Below are 15444 nucleotides of genomic sequence, written 5' to 3' on the forward strand. Positions count from 1 at the left end.
GATGGCCAGGGTGGGACGGCCCCCGCAGGATCCGGGGCGTCAGCTGGAGCGGGCGCACCGGATCCTCGACGCCGCCGCCGAGCTGTGCCTGCGCTGGGGCTACGACAAGACGACCATCGACGACGTGGCCCGGCAGGCAGAGGTCGCCAAGGGCACGATCTACCTGCACTGGAAGACCCGCGAGATGCTCTTCGCGGCGCTGATCCGCCGTGAGCGGGTCCTTCTGGTGCGTGAGGTCCGCGAGCGCGCGCCCACGGACCTGCGCGAGCTGCTCCGGGAGCTGGTCGGCGGGCTCTTGCGCCGGCCGCTCATGCGGGCGCTGATCCTGGACGACACGGAGGTGTTCGGCAAGCTCAGCAGGCAGAAGAAGAGCAGCCAGACCACGCTCGACCTGGGCGCCGCGTTCGGGACGTACCTCCAGGACCTGGCCGGGCGGGATGTGCTCCGCTCGGACCTGACTCCCGCCGAGCACCTCGCGACCCTCGCCTCGGTCATCTACGGGTTCCTGCTCACGCAGAACATGATGCCCGAGCAGATGCGGATGCCGGAGGAGCGGCTCGTCGAGCTGGTCGCCGACACCGGCGTCCGCGCGATGGGCACCGGCGCCACGCTGTCGGACGACGACGCGCGGGCCGTCAGGCTGGCCACTCTCGGCTACCTCGACACCATGGAGGAGATCGCGGAGCGGAAGCTCGCGCTCTCCCTGGGCGCTAAGGAGCGTGTCACGTGAGGGTGCTACTCCCTCTCGACGATGCCGCCGCGGACCTCGCGACAGTGGGCGGAAAGGGCGCTTCCCTGGCCAGGCTGACCAGGGCAGGACTGCCCGTTCCCGGCGGTTTCCACATCACCACAGAGGCCTACCGGGCCTTCGCCGCGGACTTCCGCGACCGGATTCTCGACGCGGCCGCCGCCGGCGACGCCGCCGGGATCGCCGCCCTGTTCGCCGGGCACGACATGCCCGCCGCCGTCGCCGCGGAGATCCGCACGGCATATGAGGCGATGGGCGATGACGTGCCGGTGGCCGTCCGCTCGTCCGCCACGGCCGAGGACCTGCCCGGCATGTCGTTCGCCGGGCAGCAGGACACCTACCTCAACATCAGGGGCGAGGCGCTGCTCGACGCCGTCAAGCGCTGCTGGGCTTCGCTCTGGAACGCCCGCGCCATCGCCTACCGCGAGCAGAACGGCGTGCCGCACGACGACGTGGCGCTGGCCGTCGTCGTGCAGGAGCTCGTGGACGCCGACGCGGCCGGCGTCATGTTCACCGCGAACCCGGTCAACGGCTCCCGCGACGAGATCGTCATCAACGCCTCCTGGGGCCTGGGCGAGGCGGTCGTCGGCGGCCAGGTCACCCCCGACACCGTCGTGGTCCGCCACGGCGCCGTCGCCGAGTCGCGGATCGGCGACAAGACCGTCATGACCGTACGCACGCCGTCCGGCACGCACGAGGAGCCCGTGCCCGAGGAGCTGCGGCGGCGGGCCGTCCTCGACCCGGCGCAGGCCGCCGAGCTGGCCGGGGTCGGCTCGCGCATCGAGGAGCTGTACGGCACGCCGATGGACGTCGAATGGGCCAGGCGCGACGGCTCGTTCCTCATCGTCCAGGCCCGCCCGATCACCGGCCTCAAGCAGCCGGTCGAGGAGTGGAACGACAGTCTCAAGGGCGAGAACCTGTGGACCGCCGGCAACCTCGGTGAGGCCATCCCCGACGTGATGACGCCCGCGACCTGGTCGTTCGTCCGCATGTTCATCCATGAGGCGATGGCCGCCTCGGCGCTGCCCGGATTCGACCTGGTCGGCAACATCGGCGGCCGTTTCTACATGAACCTGAGCGTCATGTACACGATGGCCGTCTCGCTCGGCATGCGGTCACGGCTGAGCGCCGTCGAGCAGATCTTCGGCAAGCTGCCGCCCGGCCTCGACGTGCCGCTGCTGAAGGTCTCCCGCTGGGAGATCGTCAAGAAGGTCGTGCCGCTGGGGATCAACATCCAGAAGCGCGTCCGTACGAACCTCAAAGGCATGCCCGCCTTCCTCGCCACCGCGCGGCGGCAGGCGGAGGAACTGCGCGCCCGCGTCGCCACCATGGAGACCGGCCCCGAGCTGGCCGACCTGTGGGAGCGCGAGATCGAGCCGTACGTCGTCACCAGCTGCCGCATGCTGGAGGCCGCCGGCCGGCAGGGCGGGGCCACGCTCGTCTACACCCGCGACAAGCTGCGCAAGATGATGGGCGACGTCGACGCCGAAGCCATGCTCACCGGCGTCAACACCGACGGCGAGCTGGCCAGTCTCGGCCCGGTCATCGGGCTGGGCAGGCTGGCCAGGGGAGAGATCGACCGGGACACCTTCGCCCAGCTGTACGGGCATCGGGGGCCCCACGAGTTCGAGGTCTCCATTCCGCGCCCCGGCGAGGATCCGGCGTGGATCGACGCCCAGCTGGCCGGGCTCCGGGACGTGAGCGCCGACACCGAAGCGCTGCTCGCCCGCCAGAAGAAGGCGCGCGAGGAGGCATGGGCGCGGTTCGCCCAGCGTTACCCCCGCCAGGAAGCCAGGATGCGCGACCGGGTCACCCGGTGGAACAAGGTCGTCCGCGACCGCGAGACCGCCCGGTCGGAGAACATGCGGGCGTTCTGGGTGCTGCGCGCCTTCGTACTGCGGGCCGGGGAGCTCACGGGGCACGGCGACGACCTGTTCTTCCTCTACCTGGAGGAGATCCTCGGCCTCCTGCGCGGCGACACGTCCGCGCTGGAGCGGGTCCCGGCCCGGCGGGCGACCTACGAGATGTACGCGGCGCTGCCGGCGTACCCGACGCTGATCGTCGGGCACTTCGACCCGGTGCGCTGGGCCGCCGACCCCGACCGGCGCGGCGACATCTACGACGCGCGTGGCGGGAGCGCGCCCGTCAGCGACACGGTCACCGGCTTCCCCGGTGCGCCGGGCATCGTCGAGGGCGTCGCCCGGGTGATCTCCTCACCTGAGGACGGCGACCGGCTCAAGCCGGGCGAGATCCTGGTGACGACGCTGACCAACATCGGCTGGACCCCGATGTTCCCGCGCGCCGCCGCCGTGGTGACGGACATGGGGGCGCCGCTGTCGCACGCCTCGATCGTGGCCCGCGAGCTGGGCATACCGGCGGTGGTCGGCACGGGGAACGCGACGATGCGGCTGCGCGACGGCGACCGCGTCCGGGTGGACGGCGAGGCGGGCACGGTGGAATTACTGGGCTGAGGGGTGTTCGGGGCGGCTACGCGGCTGACTTGCCGAGGAAGCCGGAGGTCTTGAGCCAGTCGGCGGTGACCTTTTTCGGCTCCTCGCCGTCGACGTCGACCTGGGCGTTGAGCTTGCGCATGGTCGTGTCGTCCAGCTTGGCGATCACCGGCTTGAGCACCTTCTCCAGCGCCGGGTACTTCTGGTAGGTCTCGTCCCGTACGTTGACGGCGGCGTTGTAGATCGGGAAGAAGTGCTTGTCGTCCTGCAGCACGGTCAGGCCGAGCGCGGAGATGCGCCCGTCGGTGGTGTACACCTCGCCGAAGTTGCAGGTCTGGCCCTTGTCGGTCTCGGTGTAGACGACGCCGGTGTCCAGCTGGCTGATCTTGTTCTTCGGGATGTTCAGGTCGTACGCCTTGGACAGTCCCGGCAGCCCGTCGTCACGGGTGGAGAACTCCGACTCGACGCACAACGACGCCTCGTTCGGGTTGGTCTTGGCGAGTTTCGCCACGTCGGAGACCGTCTTGACGCCCAGCTGCTGGGCCTTCTCGGAGCGGATCGCCAGGGCGTAGGTGTTGTTCAGCGGGGTCGGCCCGATCCAGCGGATCTTGTTCTTCGCCAGGTCCTCCTCCGCGGTGGCCTTGAACTGCTTGGCCGAGTCCGGGATTGGGGTGGCGTTCTTCAGGTGCTCGATCCAGCCGGTGCCCGAGTAGTCCCAGTACATGTCGATCGCCTTGGACGTCAGCGCCTTGCGGTTCGGTACGGTGCCGCCGAGGTTGGTCTTGTCCTCGACCTCGGCCCCGTGCGCCTGGAGCAGCTGTACGGCGATCTGGCCGAGCACGATGTTCTCGGTGAAGTCCTTGGACCCGACGACGAACTTGGCGCCGGACAGCTCATTGCCCGCGCTGGCGGCCTCGACCTCCCCGCCCGAGCCACAGGCGCTCGTGGCGGTCAGGGTCAGGGCGGCGGCGGTGAGCAGGGTGAACGTCTTGGGGGCACGCATACGAAAAACACCTCTTGAAGCTGGGCTTACGGTACTTGCGGTATGAGAGGGGGAGTCAGATGCCGCGCGGCTTGAGCAGGTTCTCGGCGAGCCCGCCGAGCCAGTCGATGAAGAAGGCGATGCTCGCCGTCAGCACGGCGCCCGCGATGGTCACGGGCATGCGGTTCAGCTTGAGCCCGTTGATGATCAGCTCGCCGAAGCCGCCCGCGGCGACGAACGCGCCGAGCGTGGCGACGCCGACGGTCAGCACGAGCGCGGTCCGCAGCCCGGCGAGGATGGCCGGCACGGCCAGCTTGAGCTCCACGCGGCGCAGTACCTGCCCCTTGGTCATTCCCATGCCGCGCGCGGCCTCGATGAGCGCGGGGTCGACCTGCTGCACGCCGACCATCGTGTTGCGCAGTACGGGCAGCACCGCGTAGGCGACCAGGCCGACCAGGGCGGTCTGGAAGCCGACCCCCAGCAGGAACGTGCACAGCACGAGCAGCCCGATGGCCGGGATCGCCTGGCCCAGGTTGGCCAGGGTGAGGATGATGGGGGTGATCAGCCGGTTGCGGGCCCGCGAGGCGACGATGCCCAGGGGGATCGCGATGACCACCACGAGCGCGGTCGCCACGAGCGTCATCTGGATGTGCTCCACGGCCTTGGCCAGGAGGACCTCACGGGTGAGGCTGCGGCTCTCGATGGAGTCCAGGTTCTGCGCGCCGAGCCAGGCGTACAGGCCGATCAGTACGCCGCAGAGGGCGATGGGGGTGATGACATACCGCAGACCTGTCACGCGCCCGAGTGGGCGGGTCCGGTCCGCGCCGAGTGTCGCGGTGGTCACCTGCCGACCGCCTCCTCTCGGGCGGTGTCCGGCACGGGTGCGGCGCTCACCGGCTTCGGTCCGGATCCCACCGACTTCAGCCGAGGGGCGGGGGCGGGTTCGGTTCCCACGGCCTCGCACAGCGCGCCGTAGGTGAGGACGCCGGACGGCGAGCCGCAGCGGTCGGTGCCGTGCGCGAGCATGACGTCCAGGGCCTCGCGCAGGCTGGCGTCCGCGGTGATCTGCGGCAGGTTCGCGCTGCCCGGCTGCTGCCGGCACTCCACGTCCGCCACGCGCAGCAGCGCGAGGCGCTTGAGCGTGGCGTCCTGGCCGATGAAGCCGGCGACGTAGTCGTCCGCCGGATTGGCCAGGATGTTCGCGGGCGTATCGTACTGGGCGATGTGCGACCGCTCCTTGAGTACGGCGATGCGGTCGCCGAGCTTGATGGCCTCCTCGAAGTCATGCGTGACGAAGATGATCGTCTTACGCAGCTGCTTCTGGAGCTTGACGAACTCGTTCTGCAGGTGCTCGCGGGTGATGGGGTCGGTCGCGCCGAAGGGCTCGTCCATCAGCATCACGGGGGGATCGGCGGCCAGCGCCCTGGCGACGCCCACGCGCTGCTGCTGCCCGCCGGACAGCTCGCGGGGGTAGCGGTCGTGGTAGGCCGACGGCTCCAGGTTGACCAGGGAGAGCAGTTCCTCCACCCGGTCGGCGGTCTTGGCGGGGGTCCAGCCGAGCAGCTTCGGCACCAGGCCGATGTTCTCGCCGATGGTCAGATGCGGGAACAGTCCCACCTGCTGGATGGCATAGCCGATGTGCCGGCGGAGCTCGTCGGGCTGCAGGCTCAGCACGTCCTCGCCGCCGATGCGGATCTCGCCCGACGTGGGCTCGACCAGGCGGTTGATCATCTTCATCGTGGTGGTCTTGCCGCACCCGGACGGGCCGACGAAGACGACGAGCTCGCCGGCGGGGATGTCGAGGTCGACGTGGTCCACCGCGGGCGCGGGCTGTCCGGGGTAGTGCTTGGTCAACGCGCGCAGCTCGATGCTTGCGCCTCCGGTGTCACGATCGAACACGAAGCCCCCTGGGAATGGTCAGTTGACGTACGGCGAAGAAGAACAGGTCGAACAGGACGGCGATGACCACGATGCCGAGCGTGCCGGCGAGCGTCGCGTTCAGCGCGTTCACCGAGCCCAGCCGGGACAGGCCTTCGAAGATCTGCGTGCCGAGGCCGGGGCCGTCGACGTAGGCGGCGATGGCCGCGATGCCGATGAGCATCTGCGTGGCCACGCGCACCCCGGTGAGGATCAGCGGCCAGGCCAGTGGCAGCCGCACTTTCAGCAGGACGCGGGTCCGGCTCATGCCCATCCCGCGTCCGGCCTCCACCATGGCGGAGTCGACGCCGCGCAGCCCGGCCACGGTGTTCCTGATGATCGGCAGGAACGCGTACGCGGTCAGCGCGACCAGCGTGGATCCCCAGCCGAGTCCGGTGATCGGGATGAGCAGGGTGAGCAGGGCGAGGGAGGGGACCGTCAGGATCGCGGCGGAGATCGCCAGCGAGAATCCCCGGGTTTTCGGAAGGTCGTGGGCGAGTAGCCCGATGCCGACGCCGACTGCCGTGGAGACGCCGATGGCGACGCCGACGACGAGGGCGTGTTCCCCGGCGGCCAGCGAGAGGGTGTCCCAGCGTGAGACGACGTACTCGCTGAAATTCATAGAGTGACCGCCTTTACTTACGCTTGCATGAGCCTGTAAACGTATGTGACTAATGGCCGTCAGCGCAAAGTCAGTCAAGGTCAGGGGCTTGCAATAGCGCTCGTGAAGCCCTGTCCATTGCGGAAATGCGTCCGTTTTGGCATGGTTTGACGGTGGCGCGCCCCCTCACCCTGGCCGGCCGCCCCGTACATGAGACGCTTGATCGCCAGACCACCAAACTGGCCAGGCGGCTGGTGCGGAGCTTCGCCGAGGAGATCCCTATCTACCGGCGCTTGCCCAGGGAAGAGCTCGACGGCGACATCACCCGGATCACCGAGGACAACCTGCGGCTGATCTCCCGGATGTTCCGCGACGGCCGCCCGCCGACCAGGGCGGAGCTGGCGCCGCTGCGCTCCTCGTCCGCGCGCCGGGCCCGCGAGGGCGTGCCGCTGGACGACCTGCTCAAGGCCTACGCCCGCGGGGCGCGGATGGTGTGGGAGCACCTGTTCGCCGCCGCGACGCCGGCCGACTTCGAGGACGTTCTGGCGGCCAACCGGCTCATCCTCGTCTACACGCAGGCGGTGACGGGCGCCGTGTGCACGGCGTACCTGGAAGAGCGCGAGAGCATGCTCAGTCACGAGCAGCACACCATGCACGCGACGGTGTCCGCGCTGCTCGCGGGCGACAGCGCGGCTCTGGCGGGGGTACGGCTCGCGCGGCGCTACCTCGTGCTGGCCGTCGCGGCGGGACGGCACGCCGACGAGGACTCCGACGAACCGGGCGGGTCCATCGCCGGGCGCCGCAAACTGCACCGGATCACCACCGCGCTGCGCCGGCACGCCGCGGAGCCGGTGCTGTCGGTGCTCGACACCACGGGCGGGCTCGTGCTGGTGCCCTGCGGCCCGCTTGACGGGTGCCTTGCTCATGTCGGTGAGATGGCCGCCGCTACTCGCGCCGACATGAGCAAGGCCGCTGGGGTGCCGGTGTGGGTCGCCGCCGAGCTCGCGCCGCCCGCCGGGGTGCCGGCCGCGGCCAAGCTCGCGGAAGAGGTGCTGGAGGTGGTGCGGCTCTTCCAGCGGCCGCCCGGCGCGTACCGGCTGGCCGACGTGCTGCTCGAATACCAGCTCACCCGCTCCAGCGAGGCGACGGCGGCGCTGGCCGGGCTGCTCGATCCGCTGCTGGACAATCCCGATCTGCTCAGGACGCTCAAGGTGTACCTGGACACGGGGCTCGATCGGCGGCGGTCGGCCTCACTCCTGCACGTACACCCGAACACGGTCGACTACCGCCTGCGCAGGGCCGTCAGCCTGACCGGGCTGGATCCCGTCGACCCCGCGCATCTCCAGCGGATCGGCGCGGCGCTGGCCGCCCGTCGCCGGCTCGGGTTGGACTGGTTAGACACCTGAGACGGCGGCCGTGACCACGGTGGCGAAGTTGCTCATGCCGAGCGCGTTCGGGTGGAAGGGGGCGGCGGGCGCGGCCGGGACGTACGGCTCGATCCACCGCGCACCCGGCGACGCGCACGGATCGTGGCCGACGCTCGGGGTCTGCAGGTCGATGAAGCCGACGCCGGCGGCGGACGCCTGCTCGGCCAGCATCTGGTTGAAGTACTGGAGGGTGGCGCGGATGTAGTTGGCGTCGGCCTTGATGATCGGGACGCGCGGGTAGCAGCCGTTCGGCGGGGCGTAGGTGGCGTAGCCGACCATGAAGATCCGGGCCTGCGGGGCGCGGGCCCGGATGTCGCCCATGAGCGTGGTCAGGCGCGAGCGCAGCGCGTCCGTCTTCACCCGCCAGCTGTCCTGGCCGTCCACGACGTAGTCGTCGTTGCAGGCGTCTCCGACGGGCGGCGGCAGCAGGTTCAGGCAGTCCTCGATGAAGCCCGTCAGGCCGACGTCGTTCGCCCCGATCTGCACGGTGACGAGGGTGGTGTCCTGGCTGAGCGCGTCCAGCTGCGGCGCGACCGAGCCGAGGTCCGTGCTCTGCCGCTGGTACATGTCGCCGGTGTCGGCGCCGGAGCACGTGACGTCGCGGAACGCACGGGCGCCGATGGCCTGCGCCGTCAGGTGGGCGTAGTTGTGGTCGGAGCGCCAGCAGCCGAGGTCGGGAATGACCTGGTTGGGCACGAGCGGTCCCGAGGCGGCCGAGTCGCCGAGGGCCACGTACACGTCGCTCTGCGCGGCTTGGGCGGCGGGAGCGAGACCTAACGCCAGGGCGGCCGCTGCGAGCACGGTCAACATCCGTCGGACCATGGAGACTCCTTCGGCGAGGGGTTGGTGGGGGGTGAGGAGTTCGAGGTGCAGACAAACGATGAGCCGCGAAGGTCATTCTGTGAATTGGACCGGGCGGTAAATTCGCGCTGTCAAATCTGTGACGCCTCACAAATCCCGGATGCTCGCTGTTGGGCCGGTCACTTCCGTGCGCCCGCCCTCACGTAGCCGGGCGATGGGGAGCAGCATCGCGACGGTCAGCCCGCTGAGCAGGCCGAACGCCAGGTGAAAGTCTCCTGTGGCGTCACGTAGCGCTCCTACCAGCACGGGCGCCAGCGCGGCGCAGGCGTAGCCGACGAAGAACGCCATCGCGCTGATCCGCCCGGCCTCGGCGGCATCGCGGCTCACTACCACGGGCAGCGTCAGGACGAGCGTGAACAGCCCGCCGTGACCCACGCCCAGGGCGGCGATCCACACCCAGGTGGCTGTCGCCGGAGCCGCTGCCAGCCCCGCGAACCCGACCGCTGTCAACGCCGTCGTCAGGACCAGCCCGGCGCGCCTGTCCCGCCCTTCACCCAGCAGCGCCGGTACGGCCAGCATGGCGACGACCTGGATGGAGATCATCGCGGTCAGCAGCACGCCCGCGCCGGTGGCGTCACGGTGCCCGTCCTCGTGGAGCAGGGGGACGACCCAGGCGAGTTCGCAGTAGTACAGGGCGGAGTTGACCGCGGACAGCACAGTGATGCGCCAGGCCAAACCGCTCCGCCAGGGCAGCCCTTTGGTGACAGGCCCCGCTGGAGTCGCCGTTCGGCTCGGGGTGGTCTGGCCTGCTCCGGTGTGGTTCGTCCCCACTGGAGTTGCCGTCTGGTCCGCGCCGGTCCGGTTCGTACGAGCGAGGGCTGGGGTGCTGTCGAGGGCTAGGGAGGTACGGGAGGCCGACCAGATCGCCATGCCCGCCGCCGCGAGCACCGACCAGGAGGCCAGCGCGCCCGGCCAGGAGCCGATGGCGTCGGCGAGGGGCGCGGTCACCCCGGCCGCGACCGCGCCGCCCAGGCCGAGACCGGCGGTGTAGATGCCGGTGACCAGGCCCGCGCGGTCGGCGAAGCGCGTCTTGACCACCGCCGGAAGCAGCGTCTGCGCGATCGCGATCCCGGCACCGACGGCCGCCGCGCAGGTCAGCTGCAGCCAGGCGGAGCCCCCGAAGACGCGGGCCGACGTCGCCACGGCGATGACGGCCAGCCCGAACAGCACGCCGAGCCGCAGCCCGAACCTACGCCCGACCACGGCGGCCAGGGGCGCGCAGACCCCCATGGCCAGCGTCGGGATGGTCGTCAGCAGCGCCACTCCCGTGGCGGACAGGTCGAGGTCGGTTCGGATGCGGTCCACCAGAGGGGACACGGCGGCGATCGCCGGCCGCAGGTTCGCCGCGGCGACGAACAGTGCGACGGCGGCCGCGCCGAGGGCGGTACGCGTCATGGGGGCTCCCAGTTGATCTCGGATATTTTCCATCCGAGTTCTATCACGGACATTCCTTGTCCGGAATGGGTAAGCTGCCTGACATGAAGATGTCCAACGGAGTGGAGTGGGCACTGCACAGCTGCGTCACGCTCAGCCAGAGCCAGGACCCGGTGCCGGCGGCGCGGCTCGCGGAACTGCACGGCACCCCGCCGGCGTACCTGGCCAAGCACCTCCAGGCGCTCTCCCGAGCGGGCATCGTACGATCTACGGCCGGGCAGGTCGGCGGCTACCTCCTCACCCGGCCGGCCGCGGCGATCACCGTGCTGGAGGTGGTCCAGGCCATCGACGGCGACTCGCCCGCCTACCGGTGCACGGAGATCCGGCAGCAGGGGCCGCTGGCCGTACCGGCCGAACGGTGTGACCGGCCGTGCGCGATCGCCCGCGCGATGGCCTCGGCACAGGAGGCCTGGTCCGGCGCGCTGGCGGGCATCACGATCGCGGACCTCGCGACGGGCATCGACGCCGACAGCGACGGTACGGCCATGGCCGACGTACGCCGCTGGCTGGCCGCCCCCACGTGACCTTGACGAACCCCTAGGGACGTGACCTGTGGCTGAGGAGCCCTCAGGAAGCCGAGCCCGCCAGGGTGACGGTCACCACCACCCCGCCGCTCCGGTCCTGAGGCGCAGCACGACCGGATCTACGGTGGGGCGGCAATAGCGCATGGCAGGCCGGACGGCGGCCAGCCGGGTGTGACCGTATCCAGTATGGTCGGGCCGATCGGCCGGTTACCTGGCGCGAGAGGAACATCGAATGCCCCATGCGGCCAGACCCACCGTCACCTCGCACGATGCAAACCGCGAACCCACGTCAAACCGCCCAGGAGGCCAGGCGCCCATGCCCCCACCTAGCTACTGGACCACCATCGTCGGAACCAGAGGGATCGCCGCCGCCCACGCGCCCGCCGTGCGAGCCGCGGACAGCCAGACGGTCGGCTTCCGGAACGCGGTCGTGGTGGCCGCCGGAGACTATGGCGAGGAAGGCACCCGGCACCTGGCCGTCCAGGGCCGTGCAGCGCTGGGGGTGCGAGCATGACGTTCCCCGGCGGGACCTCCGTCACCCGGCTGTCGGTCTACTCGGGCGCGTGTTCCGATGGTCTGGAGGGCGGTACGCCGCATATGCACACCGCCTCCACCGAGGCGTACGTCGTCATCGGCGGCAGTGGCGCGTTGCAGACCCTCGATATGCGCGGCTTCCGGGAGACGGAGCTGAGCGGCGGTTCGACGGTGTGGTTCACGCCGGGCACGATCCATCGGGCGATCAACCGGGGCGGTCTGGAGGTGGTCGTGGTCATGCAGAACGCCGGGTTGCCCGAGGCGGGTGACGCGGTGATGACGTTCCCGCCGGAGATCGTGGCGGACGCGGCCCGATACCGGGAGGCGGCCACACTGCCTTCGGGCGCGGGAGCGGAGGAGGCCGTGCGGCGTCGCCGTGATCTGGCGGTGGCGGGATTCCTGCGGCTGTCCGAGAGCCTGGCCGACGGGGATCCGGGACCGTTGCGGGAGTTCTATGACAGCGCGGTGGCGCTGGTACGTCCCAGGGTCGCGGGCTGGCGGCGTACCTGGGAGGACACCGTCGCCCGGCAGACCCGCCACACCGCCGAGGTGCTCGACGCGCTGGAACGCGGCGACGGGACGCACCTGCAGGAAGCCACGCTGCTCGAATCCCCACCCGAAGCCCGCTGGGGCATGTGCGGCAATCTGCACACCCACGACGTCGCCCACCCGCACGTCCACTCGGCCCCCAGCTGACACCGCTCCTCGCCTCCCCCTCCGGGGCTTGTTGATCGCGAGCCGTATTATCCGCTTATGTCATCGCTGCGTCTCCCACCTGCCGATACCGCATTGTCCGCCTACACCGGCTGGACCCGGGCGCACTGGGAGGCCGTGGCGGATCACCTGCTGGAATCCGTGGTGCCGTACGCCACCGACGACTTCGCGCAGTACCGCATGCCGGGCAGGGAGAGCCGGTCGGGGACGGTGAGTGACGGCCTGGAGGGGTACGCCCGCACGTTCCTGCTGGCCGCGTTCCGGATCGCCGGGGCGGGCGGCGCGGTGCCGCCCGCGCTCCTGGAGCGGTATGCCCGAGGACTGGTGGCGGGGACCGACCCGGCGCACCCCTATGCCTGGCCGCCGCTGACCGACATGTCCCAGCCGCTGGTCGAGGCGGCCTCGATCGCGCTGGCCCTGCACGAGACCCGGCCCTGGCTGTACGACCGGTTGTCCCCGGCCGAGCAGGAGCGGGTGGTGGCCTGGCTGGCGGGCTTCGTCGGCAGGCGGACACCGGACAACAACTGGGTGCTGTTCCGGGTGGTCGTCGAGCAGTTCCTGGCCGAGGTGGGCGGGCCGTACAAGCCCGACGAGATCACCGGCGGCCTGGAGCGGATCGAGGACTGGTACGTCGGGGACGGCTGGTACTCCGACGGCGCGGGCAAGAACTTCGACTACTACGCGGGCTGGGCCCTGCACCTCTACCCGCTGCTGTGGGCCAGGATGGCCGGGGACGCGGCCCGCCTGGAGCGTTACGGCGAGCGGCTGCGGGCCTTGCTGGGCCAGTACCAGCACCTGTTCGCCGCCGACGGCGGGCCCGTGCACCAGGGGCGGTCGCTGACCTACCGGTTCGCCACGGTCGCGCCGCTCTGGCTGGGCGCGCTGACCGGCTCCTCGCCGCTCCCGCCCGGCCGGACCCGGCGGATCGCCGGTGGGGTGCTGCGCCACTTCGTCGAGCGGGGTGCGCCGGATGAGCGGGGGCTGCTGACGCTCGGCTGGTACGACACGTTCCTGCCGGTCACGCAGAGCTACTCGGGGCCGGGCTCGCCCTATTGGGCCAGCAAGGCGTTCCTCGGCCTGCTGCTGCCCCCCGAACACCCGGTATGGACGGACGCCGAGGTCCCGGCGCCGATCGACCTGGCGGACCAGGCGGTGACGATGCGCCCGCCGGGGTGGCTGCTGCATGCCACCCGCGAGGACGGCGTGGTCCGGCTGGTCAACCACGGCAGCGACCGGGACCGGATCCAGGACCCGTCGGGGGTGCCGGACCCGCACTACCTCAAGCTCGCCTATACCAGCCACACCGGCCCCAACCTGGCCGAGGCAGCCGGCAAAGAAGGAGAGGTGGCCGGCAACGAAGGAGAGGTGGCCGCCAGGGAAGGGGCGGGAGCCGGTATCGAAGGGAAGGTAGCCGGAGCCGAAGGGCAGGCGGTCGGTTTCGACAGGGCAGTGGTCGGTGTCGACGGGGAGGTGGTCGTCGTCGCGCCGGACGGGGCCGTCTCCCGCAGGCGGCGCATCGAGCCGCTCACGACGGGGGACCGGTTCGCCGCCTCCGCCTACCGTGACGACCTGCCGGCCGGGTCGGTCCACGTGGTGACGGCCTCGGTGGTGGACGGGGCGGCCGAGGTACGGATCCACCGGGTCACCGCGCCCGCCGGACACCAGGTCAGGGACGGTGGCCACGCCATCGCGGGGGAGGCGCCGCCCACGGCGCGCGGCGGCGAGCTCTGGGCGTCGGCGCGGCGGGCGGACGGGCTGGTCAGCGTGGTGCGCGGGCTGCACGGCTACACGACCGCCGGGGTGGCGAACGCAGAGGGCGCGAACGCCTTCGGACGGCACTCGGCCACCCCGTACGTGCTCGCGGCCGCCCACCCGGGCGGAACCGCCGTGTACGTCAGCCTCGTCCTGCTCACCGGCACGGCCGAGGCGCGGCCCCCGGAGGTGCGGGTCGACGGCGACCAGGTCACCCTCGACCTGCCGGGCGGCGACACGGCGACAGTCCGCCTCACCGAGACCCCCACCTGCGTCCGCGTCACCGGCGGCGGGAAGAACCCGACGTGAAGTGACGGCGACGGTCCGCCTTACCGGCATCCCGCGTGAGGTGGCAACCCCCGCGTAACCGTTCACCCACTTGAGGAGCCTGCCTGATGTCACGGCCACCCGTCGCGGTCTTCGCCATCGCGCCCTGGGCCTTCCACGACGTCTTCCCCGCCGACCTCATCGACCGGTTGCGGCAGTCGGCGGAGGTCGACGCGACGGTGACGTTCACCTCGTTCGAGGGAGAGGCGGCGGCGCGGGCCCTGGCCGGGGCGGAGTTCCTGCTGACCGGATGGGGCTGCCCGCGGATCGACGCCGAGGTGCTGAAGGCGGCGCCCGGCCTGCGGGCCATCGTGCACGCCGCCGGCTCCGTCAAGGCGATCGTCGATCCCGTCGTGTACGAGCGGGGCATCCTCGTGTCGTCCGCGGCGGAGGCGAACGCCGTGCCCGTCGCCGAGTACACCATCGCCATGCTGGTGCTCGGCGCGAAACGGGTCTTCGAGCGGGCCGGTCACTACGAGGCCGGCCAAGACGCCTGGCAGCAGGGCGCGGGCACCGGGCTGTACGACTGCACCGTGGGCGTGATCGGGGCCTCCCGGGTGGGCCGGCACGTGCTGCGGCGGCTGCGTGACTTCGAGGTCGACATCCTGCTGTCCGACCCCTACGTCTCGCCGGCGGAGGCGGCCGAAATGAGGGCCGAGCTGGTGGACGTGGACGAGCTGTGCCGGCGTAGTGACCTGGTCACCGTGCACGCCCCGGCGCTCGCCGAGACCCGCCACCTGCTGGACGAGCGCCGCCTCGGCCTCCTGCCGGACCAGGCCGTCGTGATCAATACCGCCCGTGGCTCGCTGATCGACACCGAGGCGCTCACCAGGGCGTGCGCGTCCGGCCGCGTCTCGGCCGTGCTCGACGTGACCGAACCCGAGCCGCTGCCTACGGGCCATTTGCTCTTCGGCCTGCCCAACGTACTCGTCACCCCGCACGTGGCGGGCGCGCAGGGGCGTGAGTTGCGGCGGCTCGGCGAGTACGCGATCACCGACCTTGAACACTTCATGCGGGGACGCCCGATGCGCGGCCGGGTGACGGCCGAGCAGCTCGCTCGCCTGGCCTGACGACCTGCCGAAAGCCGAAAGCAGCCGAAAACCTTTTCGCAACGTTCGCCAAGGCAGGCTGCCACTCCGATTGACAGGGAACTTATCTCGGTTTACGTTGCCG

Annotated in this window: 14 protein-coding genes; 8 read left to right on the top strand and 6 right to left on the bottom strand. The window is 70.9% G+C overall.

Annotation, left to right across the window (positions count from 1 at the left end):
* Position 1 precedes the first annotated feature (1 nt).
* Positions 2 to 730 carry a helix-turn-helix domain-containing protein gene (locus AB0J16_RS08085; protein ID WP_358535860.1) on the top strand — a complete coding sequence of 243 codons (729 nt, stop codon included), beginning with the start codon at positions 2 to 4 and terminating at the stop codon, positions 728 to 730.
* Entirely contained in the window at positions 727 to 3219 is a 2493-nt protein-coding gene (locus AB0J16_RS08090; RefSeq protein ID WP_358535862.1) for a PEP/pyruvate-binding domain-containing protein, read from the top strand. Before AB0J16_RS08085 ends, AB0J16_RS08090 begins: the two co-directional genes overlap by 4 nt.
* 16 nt (positions 3220 to 3235) lie before the next feature.
* On the opposite strand, the gene AB0J16_RS08095 is transcribed toward AB0J16_RS08090, so the two are convergent.
* Genes AB0J16_RS08095 through AB0J16_RS08110 form a run of 4 tightly spaced genes read right to left on the bottom strand, consistent with a single transcriptional unit; the run spans position 3236 to position 6719 of the window.
* Entirely contained in the window at positions 3236 to 4201 is a 966-nt protein-coding gene (locus AB0J16_RS08095) for a glycine betaine ABC transporter substrate-binding protein (RefSeq protein ID WP_358535864.1), read from the bottom strand.
* A gap of 55 nt (positions 4202 to 4256) precedes the next feature.
* Positions 4257 to 5024, bottom strand: coding sequence for an ABC transporter permease (locus tag AB0J16_RS08100; RefSeq protein WP_358535866.1), 768 nt, complete (start codon positions 5022 to 5024; stop codon positions 4257 to 4259).
* Positions 5021 to 6079 carry an ABC transporter ATP-binding protein gene (locus tag AB0J16_RS08105; protein WP_358535868.1) on the bottom strand — a complete coding sequence of 353 codons (1059 nt, stop codon included), beginning with the start codon at positions 6077 to 6079 and terminating at the stop codon, positions 5021 to 5023. Before AB0J16_RS08105 ends, AB0J16_RS08100 begins: the two co-directional genes overlap by 4 nt.
* Positions 6066 to 6719 carry an ABC transporter permease gene (locus AB0J16_RS08110; protein WP_357947744.1) on the bottom strand — a complete coding sequence of 218 codons (654 nt, stop codon included), beginning with the start codon at positions 6717 to 6719 and terminating at the stop codon, positions 6066 to 6068. Before AB0J16_RS08110 ends, AB0J16_RS08105 begins: the two co-directional genes overlap by 14 nt.
* A 152-nt stretch (positions 6720 to 6871) precedes the next feature.
* Between AB0J16_RS08110 and AB0J16_RS08115 the strand changes: the two genes are divergently transcribed.
* Positions 6872 to 8104, top strand: a complete 1233-nt coding sequence (locus AB0J16_RS08115) for a helix-turn-helix domain-containing protein (RefSeq protein WP_358535870.1) — start codon at positions 6872 to 6874, stop codon at positions 8102 to 8104.
* Here AB0J16_RS08115 and AB0J16_RS08120 read toward each other — a convergent pair.
* Positions 8093 to 8947, bottom strand: coding sequence for an SGNH/GDSL hydrolase family protein (locus AB0J16_RS08120; protein WP_358535872.1), 855 nt, complete (start codon positions 8945 to 8947; stop codon positions 8093 to 8095). The two genes, AB0J16_RS08115 and AB0J16_RS08120, sit on opposite strands and share 12 nt — an antisense overlap.
* Before the next feature lie 126 nt (positions 8948 to 9073).
* Positions 9074 to 10381, bottom strand: coding sequence for an MFS transporter (locus tag AB0J16_RS08125; protein ID WP_358535874.1), 1308 nt, complete (start codon positions 10379 to 10381; stop codon positions 9074 to 9076).
* Positions 10382 to 10464: 83 nt separating this feature from the next.
* On the opposite strand from AB0J16_RS08125, the gene AB0J16_RS08130 reads away from it, so the two are divergent.
* The 5 genes from AB0J16_RS08130 to AB0J16_RS08150 all read left to right on the top strand — a co-directional run bounded on the left by AB0J16_RS08130 (position 10465) and on the right by AB0J16_RS08150 (position 15341).
* Complete coding sequence (locus AB0J16_RS08130) at positions 10465 to 10944, top strand: Rrf2 family transcriptional regulator (protein WP_358535876.1); 480 nt, start codon at positions 10465 to 10467, stop codon at positions 10942 to 10944.
* Between the two features lie 316 nt (positions 10945 to 11260).
* Positions 11261 to 11458, top strand: coding sequence for a hypothetical protein (locus AB0J16_RS08135; protein ID WP_358535878.1), 198 nt, complete (start codon positions 11261 to 11263; stop codon positions 11456 to 11458).
* Positions 11455 to 12174, top strand: coding sequence for a cupin domain-containing protein (locus AB0J16_RS08140; protein ID WP_358535880.1), 720 nt, complete (start codon positions 11455 to 11457; stop codon positions 12172 to 12174). The genes AB0J16_RS08135 and AB0J16_RS08140 overlap by 4 nt, the downstream gene beginning before the upstream one ends.
* A 57-nt stretch (positions 12175 to 12231) precedes the next feature.
* On the top strand, positions 12232 to 14253 hold the full coding sequence (locus tag AB0J16_RS08145) for a DUF2264 domain-containing protein (RefSeq protein ID WP_358535882.1): 2022 nt from the start codon (positions 12232 to 12234) through the stop codon (positions 14251 to 14253).
* 86 nt (positions 14254 to 14339) lie between these two features.
* On the top strand, positions 14340 to 15341 hold the full coding sequence (locus tag AB0J16_RS08150; protein ID WP_358535884.1) for a hydroxyacid dehydrogenase: 1002 nt from the start codon (positions 14340 to 14342) through the stop codon (positions 15339 to 15341).
* Positions 15342 to 15444: the final 103 nt, after the last annotated feature.

Source organism: Nonomuraea sp. NPDC049750, from assembly GCF_040659625.1.
Taxonomy (GTDB): domain Bacteria; phylum Actinomycetota; class Actinomycetes; order Streptosporangiales; family Streptosporangiaceae; genus Nonomuraea.